The 16,347-nt window shown below is 65.5% G+C and carries 17 protein-coding genes; 3 read left to right on the top strand and 14 right to left on the bottom strand.

Annotated elements, in window-relative coordinates; genetic code table 11:
* Window positions 1-7: 7 nt before the first annotated feature.
* On the bottom strand, window positions 8-997 hold the full coding sequence (locus GEV02_RS29310; protein WP_152841363.1) for a sensor domain-containing diguanylate cyclase: 990 nt from the start codon (window positions 995-997) through the stop codon (window positions 8-10).
* A 70-nt stretch (window positions 998-1,067) separates the two neighbouring features.
* Entirely contained in the window at window positions 1,068-2,021 is a 954-nt protein-coding gene (locus tag GEV02_RS29305; RefSeq protein ID WP_235923044.1) for a cache domain-containing protein, read from the bottom strand.
* 318 nt (window positions 2,022-2,339) lie between these two features.
* Between GEV02_RS29305 and GEV02_RS29300 the strand changes: the two genes are divergently transcribed.
* Window positions 2,340-2,540 (top strand): hypothetical protein, encoded by a 201-nt coding sequence (locus GEV02_RS29300; RefSeq protein ID WP_235923042.1) that lies wholly within the window; start codon window positions 2,340-2,342, stop codon window positions 2,538-2,540.
* Between the two features lie 35 nt (window positions 2,541-2,575).
* Here GEV02_RS29300 and GEV02_RS29295 read toward each other — a convergent pair whose 3' ends face one another.
* Together GEV02_RS29295 and GEV02_RS29290 are read right to left on the bottom strand one after the other, a co-directional pair.
* Complete coding sequence (locus tag GEV02_RS29295; RefSeq protein WP_152841361.1) at window positions 2,576-3,145, bottom strand: Hpt domain-containing protein; 570 nt, start codon at window positions 3,143-3,145, stop codon at window positions 2,576-2,578.
* Window positions 3,142-4,104 (bottom strand): CAP domain-containing protein, encoded by a 963-nt coding sequence (locus GEV02_RS29290; RefSeq protein WP_152841360.1) that lies wholly within the window; start codon window positions 4,102-4,104, stop codon window positions 3,142-3,144. The genes GEV02_RS29295 and GEV02_RS29290 overlap by 4 nt, the downstream gene beginning before the upstream one ends.
* Window positions 4,105-4,270: 166 nt before the next feature.
* On the opposite strand from GEV02_RS29290, the gene pssA reads away from it, so the two are divergent.
* A complete protein-coding gene (gene pssA, locus GEV02_RS29285; protein ID WP_152841359.1) occupies window positions 4,271-5,050 on the top strand; it encodes a CDP-diacylglycerol--serine O-phosphatidyltransferase in 780 nt (259 codons plus the stop codon).
* Window positions 5,051-5,052: 2 nt separating this feature from the next.
* Here the strand turns inward: pssA and GEV02_RS29280 are convergent, their stop codons facing one another.
* Window positions 5,053-5,979: an aldo/keto reductase gene (locus GEV02_RS29280; RefSeq protein WP_152841358.1), complete on the bottom strand. Its 927-nt coding sequence runs from the start codon at window positions 5,977-5,979 to the stop codon at window positions 5,053-5,055.
* 168 nt (window positions 5,980-6,147) lie between these two features.
* Here GEV02_RS29280 and GEV02_RS29275 point away from each other — a divergent pair, with 168 nt between their 5' ends.
* Complete coding sequence (locus tag GEV02_RS29275) at window positions 6,148-7,491, top strand: EAL and HDOD domain-containing protein (protein WP_328595946.1); 1,344 nt, start codon at window positions 6,148-6,150, stop codon at window positions 7,489-7,491.
* A 34-nt stretch (window positions 7,492-7,525) separates the two neighbouring features.
* Here GEV02_RS29275 and GEV02_RS29270 read toward each other — a convergent pair whose 3' ends face one another.
* From GEV02_RS29270 to GEV02_RS29230, 9 genes are all read right to left on the bottom strand, one after another.
* Window positions 7,526-8,671, bottom strand: coding sequence for a D-alanyl-D-alanine carboxypeptidase family protein (locus GEV02_RS29270; protein WP_008453065.1), 1,146 nt, complete (start codon window positions 8,669-8,671; stop codon window positions 7,526-7,528).
* Window positions 8,672-8,719: 48 nt separating this feature from the next.
* On the bottom strand, window positions 8,720-9,385 hold the full coding sequence (locus tag GEV02_RS29265; protein WP_152841356.1) for an alpha/beta hydrolase: 666 nt from the start codon (window positions 9,383-9,385) through the stop codon (window positions 8,720-8,722).
* A 6-nt stretch (window positions 9,386-9,391) separates the two neighbouring features.
* Window positions 9,392-9,709, bottom strand: a complete 318-nt coding sequence (locus GEV02_RS29260) for a (2Fe-2S) ferredoxin domain-containing protein (RefSeq protein WP_116994064.1) — start codon at window positions 9,707-9,709, stop codon at window positions 9,392-9,394.
* A gap of 51 nt (window positions 9,710-9,760) precedes the next feature.
* Complete coding sequence (locus GEV02_RS29255) at window positions 9,761-10,924, bottom strand: VanZ family protein (protein ID WP_152841355.1); 1,164 nt, start codon at window positions 10,922-10,924, stop codon at window positions 9,761-9,763.
* 2 nt (window positions 10,925-10,926) lie between these two features.
* Window positions 10,927-11,541, bottom strand: coding sequence for an ABC-type transport auxiliary lipoprotein family protein (locus GEV02_RS29250; protein ID WP_152841354.1), 615 nt, complete (start codon window positions 11,539-11,541; stop codon window positions 10,927-10,929).
* 11 nt (window positions 11,542-11,552) lie between these two features.
* Entirely contained in the window at window positions 11,553-12,491 is a 939-nt protein-coding gene (locus tag GEV02_RS29245) for an MlaD family protein (RefSeq protein ID WP_152841353.1), read from the bottom strand.
* The gene (locus tag GEV02_RS29240; RefSeq protein WP_152809125.1) at window positions 12,491-13,348 is read right to left on the bottom strand and encodes an ABC transporter ATP-binding protein; all 858 of its coding nucleotides are present in this window, start codon (window positions 13,346-13,348) and stop codon (window positions 12,491-12,493) included. Before GEV02_RS29240 ends, GEV02_RS29245 begins: the two co-directional genes overlap by 1 nt.
* Window positions 13,348-14,475 carry an MlaE family ABC transporter permease gene (locus GEV02_RS29235; protein WP_070272233.1) on the bottom strand — a complete coding sequence of 376 codons (1,128 nt, stop codon included), beginning with the start codon at window positions 14,473-14,475 and terminating at the stop codon, window positions 13,348-13,350. The genes GEV02_RS29240 and GEV02_RS29235 overlap by 1 nt, the downstream gene beginning before the upstream one ends.
* 68 nt (window positions 14,476-14,543) lie before the next feature.
* Window positions 14,544-16,016: a B12-binding domain-containing radical SAM protein gene (locus GEV02_RS29230; protein WP_152841352.1), complete on the bottom strand. Its 1,473-nt coding sequence runs from the start codon at window positions 16,014-16,016 to the stop codon at window positions 14,544-14,546.
* Window positions 16,017-16,347 lie beyond the last annotated feature (331 nt).

Raw genomic sequence — 16,347 nt, 5'->3', positions numbered from 1 at the left:
GGACCGCTCAGGCCGCATTCTCGGCCGGGCGGTGGATGATGACGCAGTCGCGGCCGGCGTGCTTGGCGGCGTACAGGCAGCTGTCGGCGGCGGCCAGCATGGTGGCGGCGTCGTTCAGGCTGTTCTTGTCGTAAGTGGCCACGCCTATGCTCATCGTCACGTGCGGGCGGGCGACGGCCGGCGCGTGCGTGATCGCCAGCGCGGCGATGCGGGCGCGGATCGCTTCTGCGTGCAGGGCCGCCTGTTCCGGGCCGGTGTCCGGCAGCACGGCGGCGAATTCCTCGCCGCCGTAGCGGGCCGCCAGGTCGGCCGGGCGCTGCAGCATGGCGGCGAAGGCTTCCGCCACCAGCGTCAGGCAGGCGTCGCCCTGCTGGTGGCCGAAGTGGTCGTTGTAGGCCTTGAAGGAATCGATATCCATCAACAGCAGCGACAGCTGGCCGTTGTTGCGCTGGGCGCGGCGCAGTTCGCGGTCGAGCGCGACGTCGAAGTGGCGGCGGTTGGCGATGCCGGTCAGGCCGTCCACATACGATTGCGCGCGCAGCGCCTCGGCCTGGCCGCGCAACTGGCGCTCGCGGCCGACGGTGGTGCTGATGTCGCTCACCTCGATCAGACAGAACCTCTCCTTGCCTTCGGTGAAAGGCGTCACCGACACCGCCTGTTCGACGCGTTCGCCGCCCCAGGTGCCGGTCGGGTACAGCGGGAAGGGCGAGCGGTTCAGCGCCGGCGACAATTGCTGCGGCAGCTTGCTCTGCATGGCGCTCTGCACCGCCTGCTCCAGGCGCTGGCCGCGCAGCTCGGGGAACAGCTCGAACAGTTCGCAGCCCTGCACGCGGTGCGCGGACAGGCCGGAATGGCTGGCCAGCCACTGGTTCCACATGACGACGCGGCCGTTGGCGTCGAGCACCATCAGGCCCAGGTTGGCCAGCCCGAGCACGCGCCCGGACAGATGGGCGTGGCTGCCGGCGGCAGGCGGGGTGGCGATCGTGTTTTCTTGCATGCGATGTTTTCCTGGCGTGACCATGTCTCGTGCCACGATTATAAGCGCAGCCGCGCCGCTGCCGGCGATTCTATGGCTGCGCCTGCACCGAGCGGGCGATGCGTCCGCCCAGCAGCCACGCCAGCGCCATGCCGGCGGCCAGCGCGGCGATCGTCACCGACACCAGCCACGTCAGCGTGTCGTACAGCCCCGCCGTCAGCTCGGCGCGCGGTATGCCGAGCACGGCGGACCAGCCGGTGCGGGGCGAGCGGCTGTAGACCACGTAGACATCCTGGCCGTCCAGCGTGCGCGTCGACAGTCCCGATTCGCTGGCGCCGGCCAGGTGCTGGCGCAGCGTGGCGCCCACTTGCTGGCCCGCGTACTTGGCCATGTCGTGCGAGCGCGTGACCACCCGGCCCTGGGTGTCGAGCACGCTGGCGCGCCAGTTGGGCGGCAGCTTCTGTTCGGTCAGCACATGCAGCAGGCGGTCCGGCGTGAGGATGGCGTTGAGCGTCATGACGATGGCGCCGTCGCGCACCACCGGCACGCCGACCGTGCAGATGGGCTTGCCGACCACCGGCCCGATGAACATGTCGGACACGCCGGGCTGGCCGCTGGCCAGGATGCGTTGCAGCAGCGGCGCCCGTCCCAGCTTGGCCAGCGGCGCGCCGTAGGGGCGGCGGGTCGACAGCAGCAGCGTGCCGTCGGTATCGAGCAGGACGATGCTGTCGGCGCGCAGCTTGCCGACCAGGCCGCTGGCGCGCTGGTGGAAGCCGGCCAGGTCGCCGTTCAGCAGCATGCCGGACGAGGACAGCGCCTGCAGCGCCAGCTGGGTGCTTTCGATGTCGTGGTCGGTGGCGGCGATCACGGCGCGGGCGCGGCTGACGGTGTGCTCGATCAGCTGGGCCCGCTCCTTGTTGTAGAAATTGACGATCAGGAAGCTGGCCACGGCCGCCACTGGCAGGATGCAAGCGACGACCAGGAGCGCAAGACTGGCGCGCACACCGGGGGCGTGTTTCCAGGTCGAGGCCGGCGGGGAGTTCATGGCATGCTGGGGCCGTGTCAGCGGCAGGAGGGCGATGCTATGAAATATAGCCCCCGGCCGCAAGGCAAGTCACGACAAATCATCATCGAACGTTGCCGTATGGACTCACTATCATCTTCAACTTTCCCATAAAAAAATTTTTCCTCATTCGGCAGCGGGCGCCTGCGGCTGGAACGCCGGTGGTTTTGGGCTTTTGACGCATGTGGCCGCCACGCCGAACCTGCTATCATGGATTCGTTGAGAAATCTCATACATGGGATATTCCGCTGAAGTAATCTTGCAACGTTGACCTGAGCACTGCCTGGAAAGGAGGCGATCGTGGAACCGACACAAGAGAGCGTACCGGGTGATGGCGCCGCGCCTGCGGACCCGGCTGCGCCGGCGCCCGTCCGCACCCGGCAGACGCTGCCCCCCAAGGGCGCGTGCTGGTACTGCGACAAACCGTTGGACAATGTGCGCCGCTTCTGCGACAAGGAGTGCGCCGACGCCTTCGACGAGGAAAAGGAATATACCCGCTGAGTATCCGCTGAGCGTGGCCGTTCAGGCCGCCGCGCTCAAGGCGCCATGCCGCGCCGCAGCCGCGCCAGCGCCGCGTCGAAATCGAACTGCGCCGCCGCCGCCGCCACTTCCTCGAACACTTCCACACCCAGGCTGGCCGTCAGCGCCGCCGCCGACTGCTCCAGCACATCGATCGCCGCGCCATCGCCGTCTTCCAGCAGGCGCGCCAGGTGCTGCACCAGCATCGGTTGCGCCGATGCGCTGGCCAGCACCGCCGGCGCGGCCGCGCCATCGGCTGCCGACAGCAGCTGGTCGATCTCGCGCAGCAGCCGCTGCAACGCCTGCTCCAGCGGCGCCAGCGGCAGCGTGCAGGACGCCGCCTCCAGTTGCGCCGCCGTCTGCTGCAACTGCTGCGCGCCCAGCATGCCGGCCGCGCCCTTGAGCGTGTGGACGATGCGCACCGCGCCGGCGCCGTCGCCGCCGGCCAGCGCCGCGCGCAGCTGCGTAACGGACTCGGCGTAGCGCTGGCGGAAGCGGCGCAGGATCTGCAGGTACAAGGCCTGGTCGCCCATCAGCTGCTGCAAGCCGCCGGCCTGGTCCAGCACCTCGGCGTCGGTCGCGTTCATCGCGTGGTGAACGACCAGGCGCGCGTCACCGGCACGCCGGCCACCACGCCGCTGAAGCTGACGTCGTAGATGGTCGCGCTCTTGAGCGGCGCCAGCGGGATGATGGCGGCGGCCGTTTCGGGCGTGTCGGCGTCGTTGGCGTGGCTGAGCAATCGCACCGTCAGCGCAGCGCCACCGCGCGGCGTCACCGTGAAGCTGGCCACCGTCACGCCGAGGCCGGTGCGTATGGTGTCGGCATGCACGCTGATCGGATAGCCGACCTCGTTCTGGCCGGGCACCGGATCGGGCGATTCGCTGTCGCTCAGGAAGTTGACCGGCACATTGGTCTGGCCGGCGATCGGGTAGTTGGCGATGCGGCCGGCGCCGAGGCCGGGACCGTAGCCGCCCACGGCCGTCAGGTCGGCGGTGAAGTAGGTGTAGTTGGCGCTGGTGGTGGCGGCGCCGGTGCCGGCTTCCTTGAAGATGGGCTCGAACATCACGAAGCGGTGGTAGATCGCCGTGATCAATTCCTCCGCCTGGTAAAAGCCGGACGGGTTGCTGGTGGCGGAAATGACTTCGCCGATGGCGTACGGCCGCGGGGTGGCGTAGCCGGCGTTGCCCAGGCGGTCGACCAGCGTGGCGCCGGTGAAGCCGGGCAGGCCGGGCGTCTGCTCGTGGGTGACGGTATTGTTCTGGCGCTGGTAGTTGGAATGGCCCTGGGCCGCCAGGTCGATGCCGGCGTTGCGCGCCAGCGTGGACAGGCCCAGCATCGTGCGCCGGTAGTTGATCCAGTTGTAGCCGTCCAGCGCGGTGTTGCCGGTGAAGGCGGGGGCGCCCGGCGCCTGGGTCAGGTCGACCGGCGCGACGGGGCCGCCGCCGCTGCTGGCGGCGCCACCGCCGCCTCCGCCGCAGGCCGACAGCAGCGCGGCTGCCAGCAAGGCGGAAAGCATGAGGGCGCTGCGTCGACGATCGATGGTCATGGAAACTCCTGTGCGGTGTGCCGCCGGGCCGTGGCTGGCTGTTCCAATTCTATGCCAGATTCCAGTCCGGCAGCACCCGGTATAAGCAGAGGGCGGGCAGGTAAAATGGTAAGCTTGCAGTTTGGCGCAGGTCTCCTTGCGCCGCCTTTTTTTGATTGCCTCCAATTTGAAGCCACTACACCATGCGCGCGTGCAGCGCGCCAAGTTTGCCTTGCCCAGCCTGGTCACGCTGATGTCGATCGCCTGCGGCTTCGGCAGCATCGTCATTTCAGTCGACAACGCGCTGATCGGTTCCGCCCACGATTACCGCTGGTCCGCCGTGCTGCTGGTGCTGGCCGGCGTGTTCGACGCGCTTGACGGCATGGTGGCGCGCGCCACCAATACCACCTCCGAATTCGGCATGCAGCTCGACTCCATCGCCGACGTGATGAACTTCGGCTGCGCGCCCGGCTTGCTGTTGTATTGCTACGGTTTCGTGCAACTGGGCGCGCACGAGCCGACGCTGCTGCGGCTGGGCGGCATCGCCAGTTTCTTCTTCGTCGCTTGCGGCGCGCTGCGGCTGGCCCGCTTCAATGTGAACGTCGGCCGCACCGATCCGCGCTATTTCGTCGGCATGCCGATCACGGCCGGCGCGGCTTGCGTGGCCTCGGTGGTGGTGGCCTGGCCGGACCCGGCGGCCAGCACGCTGCACGGCGGCCTGATCGTCGCGCTGCTGTTCGCCGTGGGTAGCCTGATGGTGTCGACCGTGCGCTTCCCCAGCTCCAAGCAAAAGAAGAGCTGGACCGCGCTGGTCGTGCTGGTGATTAACCTGGGCTTGCTGGCCTGGTTGCAGGCCATGTATTTCGCGCTGTTCTTCGCGGTGTACATCGCCGCCACGCTGGCACTGAATCTGGCGTGGAAGCAGGGCTGGCGCGGCATCGCGCCGCCGGTGGTCTACGAGGACTGAGCTTACGCCACCTCGTGGCCGCGCGCCGCGCGCAGGATGGCGAACCACTGGCTGCGGCTCAGGCTGAACTGGGTCGCTTCCACCGCCTCGGCCACGGCCTGGATGCGGCCGGAACCGGTCAGCGGCAGCGGCCGGCTCGGCAACTGCATAATCCACGCAAACACCACGCTGCCGAACGGGCGGCCCAGTTCATCGGCCACCTGCTGGATCGCGGCCCGCACGCGGCTGCCGTCGGCGTCGTCGCGGCTGAACAGGCGGCCGCCGGCCAGCGGCGACCAGATCATCGGCGACACGCCCAGGTCTTGCAGGCCGTCCAGGGTCTCGTCGAACATCGGCGCCACGTACAGCGGCGAGAACTCCACCTGGTTGGTGGCCAGCGGAATGCGGCGGTTCAGGCATTCGAACTGGTGGCGCGTGAAGTTCGACACGCCGAAGTGTTTGACCTTGCCGGCCGCCCGCAGGCGCTCGAAGGCGGCGGCGATCTCGTCGAAATCCATCAGCGGGTCGGGACGGTGGATCAGCAGCAGGTCGAGGTGGTCGGTGCCGAGCTGGCGCAGCGAGTTTTCCGCCGAGGCGATGATGTGGCTGGCGCTGGTGTCATAGTGCTGGATGGTGTGCTCCGGCCGCGCCGGGTCGACCAGCTTGATGCCGCACTTGCTCACCAGCTGCATGCGCGCGCGCAGCGACGGCTGTAGCGCCAGCGCCTCGCCGAACACCGCTTCGACGCCGTAACCGCCGTAAATATCGGCATGGTCGAAACTGCTCACGCCCATGTCCAGGCATTGCTCGATGAAGCTCACGCGCTGCTGCGGCGTCAGCTGCCATTCCTTCATGCGCCACATGCCGGCGACGATGCGCGACAGGGTCAGCCCGCCTTTGCTGATGGCGATGGACGGGCAGGACAAATCGGTCGGCGGGGCGTAGCTCATGGTCGCACTTTCTCGGTGGGGAAGGATGCGCAGATTATAGCGACAAGCTTGTACTATAGTTACACCACGCTGCGTTTATCCAACGATGAATTTTTTGGCAAGGAGCGTTTGCGGCCCGGTTTTTCATTGTATGATCGAAACTAATATGCGGCGATGGAGGAAAAGCACGTGGGCTTTTTATCGTTTCTGAAATCCAAACCGGAACCCGCGCCAGCGACGGTCAAGGCCGCTGCTGCGCCATCCGCTGCGCCGCCGATGGCCGCGCCTTCCGCACCGGATCCCGAGGGCGATCCTGAGGCCGTCGTCGTCCGCGCCGAGATCGTCGACGAACATCACCGCCTGTGCGGCTACCGTTTTTCCGTGCCCTTCGGCGGCAACCGCGCGCCGCTGCCGGAGCCGGTGCTGGTCGAAACCCTGGTCGCCGCCCGCCTGCCGCAGTTTGCCCAGAACCGGCTGGCGCTGGTGCAACTGAGCATGGACGCCGTGGTCTTCAACCGTCACCTGCCGCTGGTGGCGCCGCATACGGTATTCCTGCTGGACCGCAAGGCCGGCGACTTGCCGGTGGAACAGATTGCCGGCCGCATGGCGGCGTTGCGCGAGACCGGCTGCAAGGTCGCGCTGCGCGGCATCTCGCTGGACGCCGCCGACGCGCCGATGCTGGCCGTGTGCGATATCGCCATGCTGTACCTGAGCGAACATACGCTGGCCGAATTCCAGTCCCTGATCAAGCAGCTGCGGATGCGCTATCCCGACATGAAGCTGGCGGTGGATGGCGTCGAGACGTGGGACGAGCAGCGCATGTGCATGTCGTGGGGATGCAATTATTTCCTCGGCCATTTCCTGACCACCAGCGACAAGGTGGACCCGGACGCCAAGGTCGACCAGAGCCGCATGACTTCGATCGAGCTGCTGAACCTGCTGCGCACCGACGCCGAGCTGCCGGCCATGATCGAGGTGGCCAAGCGCGATCCAGGCATGACTTACCAGGTGCTGCAGTGGGCCAACGCGCCGAGCAACGGCCAGACCACCAAGGTGACCAGCCTGCAGCAAGCTTTCATGGTGTTGGGCCGCAACCAGTTGTATCGCGGTTTGACGGTGTCGATGTTCCGCCTGGGCGGCGGCGCCAACAAGGCGCGCGATGAATCGCTGCTGGAAGTGGCGCTGACCCGCGCACGCTTCCTGGAGACTTGCAGCACGCTGCCGCAATCGAAGCGTGACGAGCTGTTCCTGGTGGGCTTGCTGTCGCTGTTTGATGCGCTGCTGGGCGTGCCGATGGCCAGCCTGGTCGACAAGATGCATCTGTCGGACGATATTCGGGATGTGTTGCTGAGCAGCGAAGGCGTCTACGGGCCGTATCTGATGATGGTGATGCTGCTTGAGCGGGACAAGGTCGACCGCGCGCTGGAGATCGCCGAGAAGCTGGGGCTGGATATGGATGGCATCGGCCAGGTCGGCCAAGCCGCCTTCAAGTGGGCGCAGGAATCGATGCAGCACACCAGCGGCGACGAATAAAAAAGCCCGCATTCAGCGGGCTGTATTGCAGGGCTTACTTCAGCCAGAGGCGGATCGAATCCCAGGCGCGGCCGAAGATCGAGGCTTGATCGACGGTTTCCAGCGCCACCACCGGCAATTCCAGCAGCGGCTTGCCGTCCACCATCATCTTCAGCGAGCCGACGCGGCTGTTCTCGGCCAGCGGCGCTACCAGCGGGTCTTTGCGCTCCAGCAGCGGCTTCATCTTGGCGGCCACGCCCTTAGGCACGGTCACCAGCACATCGTTGGCGAAGCCGATCTTGACCACGCCCTTGGAACCCTTCCAGATCTCCGGCGTCGCGATGGCCTGGCCCTTGGAGTACAGCTTGACCGTGTCGAAGTTCTGGAAGCCCCAGTTCAGCAGCTTCTGGCTTTCCTGCGTGCGCGACTGGTCGGACGAGGTGCCCAGCACCACCGACACCAGGCGGCGCTCGCCGGCGCCGTTCGGACGGTGCGCGGAGGCGATCATGCAGTAGCCGGCCGCTTCGGTGTGGCCGGTCTTCATGCCGTCGACGGTCGGGTCCAGCCACAGCAGGCGGTTGCGGTTCGGCTGGGTGATCTTGTTGTAGGTGAAGCTCTTGACCGAATCGATCTTGTAGAACTCGGGGAAGTCCAGGATCACGCGCTTGGCCAGCACCGACAGGTCTTGCGCGGTCGAATAGTTCTCCGGGCTAGGCAGGCCGTGCGGGTTGGCGAAGCGGGTGTTGGTCAGGCCCATGCGCTGGGCTTCCTTGTTCATCATCACCACGAAGGCGGATTCGTCGCCGGCGACGGCTTCGGCCAGCGCCACGGCGGCGTCGTTACCCGACTGCACCATCAGGCCGTACAGCAGGTCGTTGATGCTGACCGGCGTGGCCGGGTCGATGAACATCTTCGAGCTGCTCGAATCGACCTTCCACGCCTTGGTGGAGACGTTGACCATCTGCTTGAGGTCGATCTTCTTGTCGCGCAGCGCGCCGAAGGTGACGTAGGCCGTCATGATCTTGGTCAGCGAGGCCGGCTCGATGCGGGCGTTCGGGTCTTGCGAGGCGATGATCTGGCCGCTGGTGGCGTCCAGCAGCAGCCAGGACTTGGCGGCGATGGTCGGCGGAGGCAGGGTTTGCGCTACGGCGGCGGACATCAACATCACACTGGTGGCCAGTGCCGCGATAATTTTTTTCATGGGTTGCTTTGTTCGGTGAAAAGTTAAAGGCGTAAGGATTATAGGACGTTAGTCGGCGTTTGCGCTGTCCGTTTCCGTCTCGGCAACATCGGTGCTGCGGTGCCACAGCTGCGTCACCCAGCCCTTGATGTGCTGCAGTTTGCGATGGAAGAAGTGGTCGGCGCCGGGGATCACGATCACCGGAATGTCCTGCGGGCGTAGCCAGTCCAGCACGTCGATCAGCGGGATGGTGTCATCGTTTTCGCCGTGGATCAGGATGGTGTCGGCCGGGATGTCGGCCATTTCCCATTTCTTGGCGGCGGCGCCGACCAGCACCAGGCGCTCGGCCGGCGTGCCGGCGGCGGCCAGGCGCTGCGCCAGCTGCGATTGCACGAAGGTGCCGAAGGAGAAGCCCGACAGCGCCACCGGCAGGCCAGGATACTTGGCCGTCATCCATTGATGGAGCAGTGCCATGTCGTCGGTCTCGCCGTGGCCGTGGTCGTGCACGCCTTCCGAGGCGCCGACGCCGCGGAAGTTGATGCGCGCCACCACGTAGCCCAGGTTGACGAAGGTGCGCGCCAGCGTGACGGCAACCTTGTTGTCCATGGTGCCGCCGTACAGCGGATGCGGATGGGCCACCAGCGCGACGCCGCGCGGTTCGCTCTTCGGATAGTCGAGGATGCCTTCCATTTGGCCGGCGCCGCCGGCCAGCGTGAATTTTTCGTTCTTGTTCATAGCTCTTCAGATTTTGAGACGGTCGACAACCTTGCCCTGCACCAGATGGGTATCGATGATTTCATCGATGTCGCTGGTGTCGACGTAGGTGTACCAGGTGCCTTCCGGATAGACCACCAGCACCGGGCCTTCTTCGCAACGGTCCAGGCAGCCGGCCTGGTTGATGCGGACATTGCCCTGGCCGTTGATGTTGAGTTCCTTGCAGCGCTTTTTGGCGTGCTTCTGGGCGGTTTCCGCGCCGTGGTCGCCGCAGCTGTTGCGGCCGTCGTCACGCTTGTTCATGCAGAAGAAGACGTGGTGTTTGAAATAAGGTGTATCGCTCATCGCAGTTTCTCGGGGAAAGTTGTAGCCGCTATGATACCCGCTGTGGCTTATTCAGGGCTTATTGAGCTTGTGTGAAGGCAGCCACAGGAACCAGACCGCGAAGAAGGGCCACAGCAAGGTCAGGAACTGCGCCGCGCCGTTGAAGTTGAGGAACTTGCCCTGCACCCAGGTCTGCAAGGTGGCCACGAAATACGGGTTGGCCGGCGTGGTGTTGACGATCACCAGGCTCAGCAGCAGCGTGGTGACGGCCAGCCGCCGCTGCGCCACATGCGGCGCGAACGTCAGGCCGGCCAGCATGATGGCGCCGATCAGGAAGCCGCCCTCGGCGCCGGGCGTCACCCAGACGAAGGCGTTTTCCGGCGAGAACAGCAGCGCCGTCGCCAGCGCCTTGACGACGATGGCGGCGCCGATCAGCGCACACACCAGCAGGCCGCGCGGGGCCGGCTTGCGCAGCAGGCACAGCAGGGTCAGCGCCGCGCCCACCATGCCGCAGGCGGTGATGATGGTTTCCGACAGCCAGTATTGTTCCACCGTCAGGATGGCATCCGGCCGCACGTAGCTGGCCAGGTCGATCTCGGTGTCGAGCAGCTGCGACAGCCAGTCCGACAGGATGGGCAGCAGCTGGCCCAGACCGAACAGAAAACTTTGCGGATACATCTGCGCCAGCGGCCACAGCGCCAGCAGCACCAGGCCCTGGCTGGCGTGCGGCGCGACCCAGGCCTGGCGCAGGCGCTGCAGCTGGCTCTGGTCCAGCAGGCGGCGCACGGTCAGCACGCCGATCAGCGCGCCCATCGCGCAGCCGGCGGCGTTGGTGTAGAAGTCCAGGTTGGAGGAGACGCGGCTGGGCAGATAGGTTTGCACGCCCTCCATCAGGCCGGAGATCAGCAGGCCGCTGGCGGCCGCCATCAGCCAGGCGACGATGCCCTTGAAGCGCGGGTACAGCGCGTAGACGATCAGCGTCCCCAGCGGCATGTAGCCGACCACGTTGATGACGGCGTCGAACTTGGTCCAGTAGCGCGGCATCGCGGTGGTTTCAAGGAAGAGCAGCGGCGACAAGCCCTGGTTGTGCCAGCCCGAGAAGGGGAACCAGCTGGCGTAGACGATCAGCAGCACATAGGCCAGCAGCGCCGCCCGCGTGAACGGCGACGGCTTGCTGGCCGGCTCCGGGATCGGCTTGCCGGGCGCCGCTGGCGCGCTGGTCGGAGTCTCGGTCATGCCTACTGCGGCGGCAAGGCCGCCAGCCAGGCCAGCACGTCGGCCGTGACGGCGTCGGTGGCTTCGGCCAGCGCGCGCGCGCCGCCGGCGGCGTCCGGGCTCGGGGCCGCGCTGCTGCGGACGAAGGTCTTCTGGTCGACCAGCTTGTGGTTGCGGAACAGCGAGGCGCGCAGGTTGACGATGCCGGTGCTGCTGGTGGCGCTGTCGAAGTTCTGCGCGAAGTCGTTGACCTCCATGCGCAGCACGGTCGGGCTGGCGGCGGCGTCGGTGGTCGACAGCACCTTGACGCCGGCCTGCGCGATCTGCGCCTTCATGCGCTGGGTCATCAGCTGGAACGGCGTGGCGGTCCACTGGTTGTAGGCGTAGGGGCGCGACTGGCGCGCGTCGGCGTACAGCAGGCGGTATTGCATGCGCTCCGTGTCCAGCGCGGCGGGACCGACGATGTCGGCCACGATGATGGAGCCGATGGCGGCACCGGCCTTCGCCTGCGGTTGCGGCAGCGGGCCGAAGTCGTACTGCGCGGTGGGCTGGCCCTTGCTGGCGCAGCCGGCCAGCAGCACAGTCATGCCAACGGTGGCGGCAAGGATGGCGATGGCGTTACGGATAGCGGAAGTCATCTCGGTGATCCTTATTTGGACGAGGCGGAAAAGCCTTCTTCGCCGGGGCCGGGCGGGGTGCCGGGCGAACCGAAGATCAGGCTTTGCGGACGGTCGTTAATCTTGTTCATGGTCTTGCGCAGCGCGCGCATCGAGGCCTTGGTGTCGTCGGACAGCGAGTTCACCTGCGGCAGCGTATCGAGTTCGATGCCGCCGGCCACCGCCTCCACCGAGCCGCCGATGCGCTCGGCCGTGTTGGCGATGCGGGCGATCGGACCGTCCGGCGCTTGCAGGTTTTTGACCATGCGGTCCGCATCGGTGGCCAGCGTGTTGAAGGAGTTCAGCGTGTGCTGGGTTTGATCGGCCAGCGCCGGCAGCCTGGCGATGGTCGGCTCCAGCTTGGCCGGCAGCTCGCGGTAGGCGTTGGCGGTGGCGCTGACGTCGGAGAAGGCGCCGATGATGGTCTTCTGGTTCTCGGCGCTGAGCAGGGCGTTCAGCTTGCGCGTCACTTCTTCCGATTGCGTCAGGATTTCCTTGCCGCGTTTTTCCAGCTGGTCGAAGAAGCCGGCGCGCAGCGGGATGCGGGCCGGGGTGTCGCTGCTGGTGGCCAGCAGCGGCGAGCCGACCTTGTCGTCGTCGAGCTGGATGAAGGCGATGCCGGTCACGCCCTGGTAGCCCAGCGTGGCGAAGGTGGTCCTGGTGATCGGCGCATCGGTGTTGATGTTGAGGGTGACGAGGATCAGGCCCGCCACCTTGGGATCGAAGGCGATGCTGCCGACCCGGCCCACTTCCAGGCCGCGATAGCGCACCGGCGCCTGCGGGTTCAGGCCCGGCACCGATTGCGCGGTGGCGATGACGTAGGGCGCGCGTTCGACGCGGTCGCGGTTGAACCAGAGGCCGAACAGGATGGCCGCGATCAGCAGCGTGATCGTGAAGAAGCCGGTGGTGAGTGCGTGGGATCGGTTTTCCATCAGTGGTGCTCCGTGTTGGTTTTTTCGTCCAGCGCTTCCAGCGCGCGGCGGCCGCGGTCGCCGAGGAAGAACTCCTTGATGAACGGGTGGTCGATGGTCAGCAGATCGCGCAGCGGGCCTAGCGCGATCACATGTTTTTCGGCCAGCACGGCGATGCGGGTCGATAGCGCGAACAGCGTGTCGAGATCGTGCGTGACCATCACCACCGTCAGCCCCAGTTCGCGGTGCAGCGATTTGATCAGCGAGACGAAGGCTTCGGACAGATCGGGATCGAGGCCGGCGGTCGGCTCGTCGAGGAACAGCAGCTTGGGTTCCAGCGCCAGTGCGCGCGCCAGCGCCACGCGCTTGACCATGCCGCCCGACAGATCGGACGGCATCTTGTTGGCGTGTTCCGGACCCAGGCCGACCATGTTCATCTTCAGCAGCACGGCGTCGAGTATCAGGTCTTCGGGGAGCGTGTGCAGTTCGCGCATCGGCTGGGCGATGTTCTCGAACACCGTCAGCGCCGAATACAGCGCGCCCTGCTGGAACAGCATGCCCCAGTGGTTGCGCAGCTGTTGCAGCTGGTCGGAGCCGACTTCGCTGATGTCTTCGCCGAACACGCGCACGCAGCCGCGCGCCGGCGTCTCCAGGCCCAGCATCTGGCGCAGCAGCGTGGTCTTGCCGGTGCCTGAACCGCCGACGATGGACAGGATCTCGCCCTGTTCGATCTCCAGGTTCAAATCCTGGTGCACCACGGTGCGGCCGTACTTGGTCCACAGGCCGGTGATTTCGACGATGGGCACACTGCCGTCCAGCGTCAGTTCGCCGTTGCCCGGGCCGCAGGCTTTTTCGGGGATGAGCGCGTGGCTGACCATCAGAACCCCACGCCGCTGAACAGGATGGCGAATACGGCGTCGGCCAGGATCACGGCGGTGATCGCCGTCACCACCGAGGTGGTGGTGCCGCGCCCCAGGCTCTCAGTGTTCGGTTTGATGCGCAGGCCGAAGTGGCAGGACACCAGCGCGATCAGGATGCCGAACACCATGCCTTTGCCCAGGCCTATCATGTAGTTCGCCAGCGGCACCGCTTCGGGCAGCTTGAGCGCGAAGTACTGCGGCGACAGATTCAGTTCGACCTTGGCCGACACCATGCCGCCCAACAGCGCGATGGTGTCGGTCCAGATCACCAGCAGCGGCATGGCGATCGCCAGGGCCAGCACCTTGGGCATGATCAGGCGGAAGCCGTGCGAGATGCCCATCACCAGCATGGCGTCGAGTTCCTCGGTCACGCGCATCACGCCCAGTTGCGCGGTGATGGACGAACCGGAGCGGCCGGCCACCAGAATCGCCGCCAGCAGCGGACCCAGTTCGCGGATGATGCTCATGCCGAGCAGGTTGACCAGGAAGATATCGCCGCCGAAGTTGCGCAGCTGCTGGGCCGACAGGTAAGAGAACACCACGCCGATCAGGAAGCCCACCAGCGCCGTGATGCCCAGCGCCTGGAAGCCGGCGTGGAAAATATTCGCGGAGATTTCCTTCCACGGTCCGCGCATGGGCGCGCGCAGGAAGCGGCCGAGGTCCAGCGTGACCTGGCCAATCAGGCGCACGAAGGCGGCCAGGTGCTGGAAGAACAGCAGCATCGCGAAGCCGAGCTTCATCACCCACGTCAGGCGCTGCGCGCGGGCGCGCGGCAGTTCGAGCTTGCCGGTGGTTTCAAGGCGGTTGAAGAATTCTTCCTGGCCGGGCGCCAGTTGCAGGTCGGCGGGGCGGGTCTTGCCCCAGGCGTTCCACAGCAGTTGGGCGCCGATGTGGTCCATGCTGTCGATCGCCGTCAGATCCCATTTGATGTTGTCGGCCTTGAGTGTCTTGATTAACGCCGTGATGGTCGCCATCGTCTTGCCCTGCGCCAGAGCGTGGACTTGCCAAGTGCCGCCGGCAGCGACCGAGGGCCCCTTGGCAGCGCCGGGATTGAGAGTGAGGGTGGGCTCTTTGGCAATAGGCATTCCGTCAGTTTAAGGGAGTTTCGCCCCGGCCGCCACCTATGGATGTACGCCGGCGTGCGCTGGCTCGCTCAGGCGGCCAGCCTGCGGGCCTGGCGCTTGGGCGCCGGCGTCTCGACGGCTTTCGGCTTGGATCCCGCATAGTCGCTGGCCAGCAGGGCTTCGGCGGCGTCCTTGGCCATGCCCCGGGTTTGCAGGTATTTGGCCACCATCGCCACCAGCCGCTCCAGCGCGATGCGGTGGGTGGCGTCGGTGTTCGCGTACAGCCAGTCGGAGAAGGCCATGAAGCTGCCGAAGGCGTCGTCGCCCAGCAGCACCGGCAGCGTGTGGCCGAAGCGGCCGGAGTTGGCCACCAGATCCCAGTAGCGCGCGAAACGCACCAGGCGCTGCATGGTCGGGAAGTCGATGTCGCGGTTGGCCAGGATGGTGTAGGGCGCGTAGGGCTCGAACACCAGCCCGTATTCCTGCGTGTGGCGGATGATGGGCGTGCCGCGCAGGCGTTTGAGGATGCCGAACTGGATCTCGTGCGGATTCAGCGCCCACAGCTTGTTGAAGCCTTCGGCGAAGCTCTCCACCGTTTCGCCGGGCAGGCCGGCGATCAGGTCCACGTGCATGTGGGCGTTGGAGTGGTCGGTCAGCCAGCGGATGTTGTCGGCGGCCTTCTGGTTGTCCTGCTTGCGGCTGACCAGCGTCTGCACCGCAGGGTTGAAGCTCTGGATGCCTATCTCGAACTGTAGCGCGCCGTGCGGGAATTTGCTGATGCCTTCTTTTAGTGCGTCCGGCAGGTGGTCGGGCACCAGCTCGAAGTGGGCGTAGACCGGGTCGTCCGGGTTGGCTTCCAGCTTATCGAGGAAGAACTGCATGATCTTCAGGCTGGTCTTGATATTCAGGTTGAAGGTGCGGTCGACGAACTTGAACAGCCGCGCACCGCGTGCGTGCAGCGATTCCATCTCGGCCAGGAAGTTATCCAGTGCGAACGGCCACGCCGTCTTGTCCAACGCGGACAGGCAGAACTCGCACTTGAACGGGCAGCCGCGCGAGGCTTCCACATAAATGGTGCGGTTCTTGATGTCGTCGTCGGTGTAGAGCGAGTAGGGCAGCTTGATCTCGGCCATCGGCGGCTGCACGCCGGCGTGGATCTTCATCAGCGGCTTGGGGCCGTTGAGGATCTCGCCGCACAGCTTGGGGAAGGTGACATCGCCCCAGCCGGTGATCAGGTAGTCGGCCAGCTTGACGATCTCCTGCTCATTCGATTCGTAGGACACTTCCGGCCCGCCGAGAACCACCACCACATGCGGCGCCACGCGCTTGAGCATCGCCACGACTTTGGTGCTTTCTTCGACGTTCCATATATAGATGCCGAAACCGACGATGCGCGGCGCATGCGCCAGGATGCGTTCGACGATCTCGGTGGTCTTCGCGCCGATGACGAATTCCTGCAAGCGTGTTTGCTCCTGCAGCTCTCCCATATTCGCTAATAGATAGCGCAGTCCCAGCGAGGCGTGGGTGTAGCGGGCATTGAGAGTAGTGAGCAGAATAGACATGACGTGCGTATGTTTCGGTGAAACCGCTATTTTACCCTTGCCAGTGCGCTGGCCCTTTGCTATAGTTCGCCTCCCCGCAAAACGCAGCATGTAAATGCGAAGTTAGCGAGGAAAAAGAAGGGGTTGACGAGATAAACGAAACACTTCATAATCTTGCCTCTTCGCTGATGAACACAACGCTTCTTCAGCAAGCAGTACCGAATAAAGTTCTTTAAAAATTAACAGTCGATAAGTGTGGACGTTTGATGAAAGTGCACAGCAGGCTAGTCCTGCTGATACTTAAAATATCAAATGTTCACAAGAAGTAATGAAATAGGCGCTTCGCAAGAAG

Origin of the sequence: Rugamonas aquatica, from assembly GCF_009380215.1 — a bacterium.
Lineage (GTDB): Bacteria > Pseudomonadota > Gammaproteobacteria > Burkholderiales > Burkholderiaceae_D > Rugamonas > Rugamonas aquatica_B.
The sequence above is the reverse complement of the archived record's forward strand: the minus strand, read 5'-3'. Positions and strand labels throughout refer to the sequence as shown.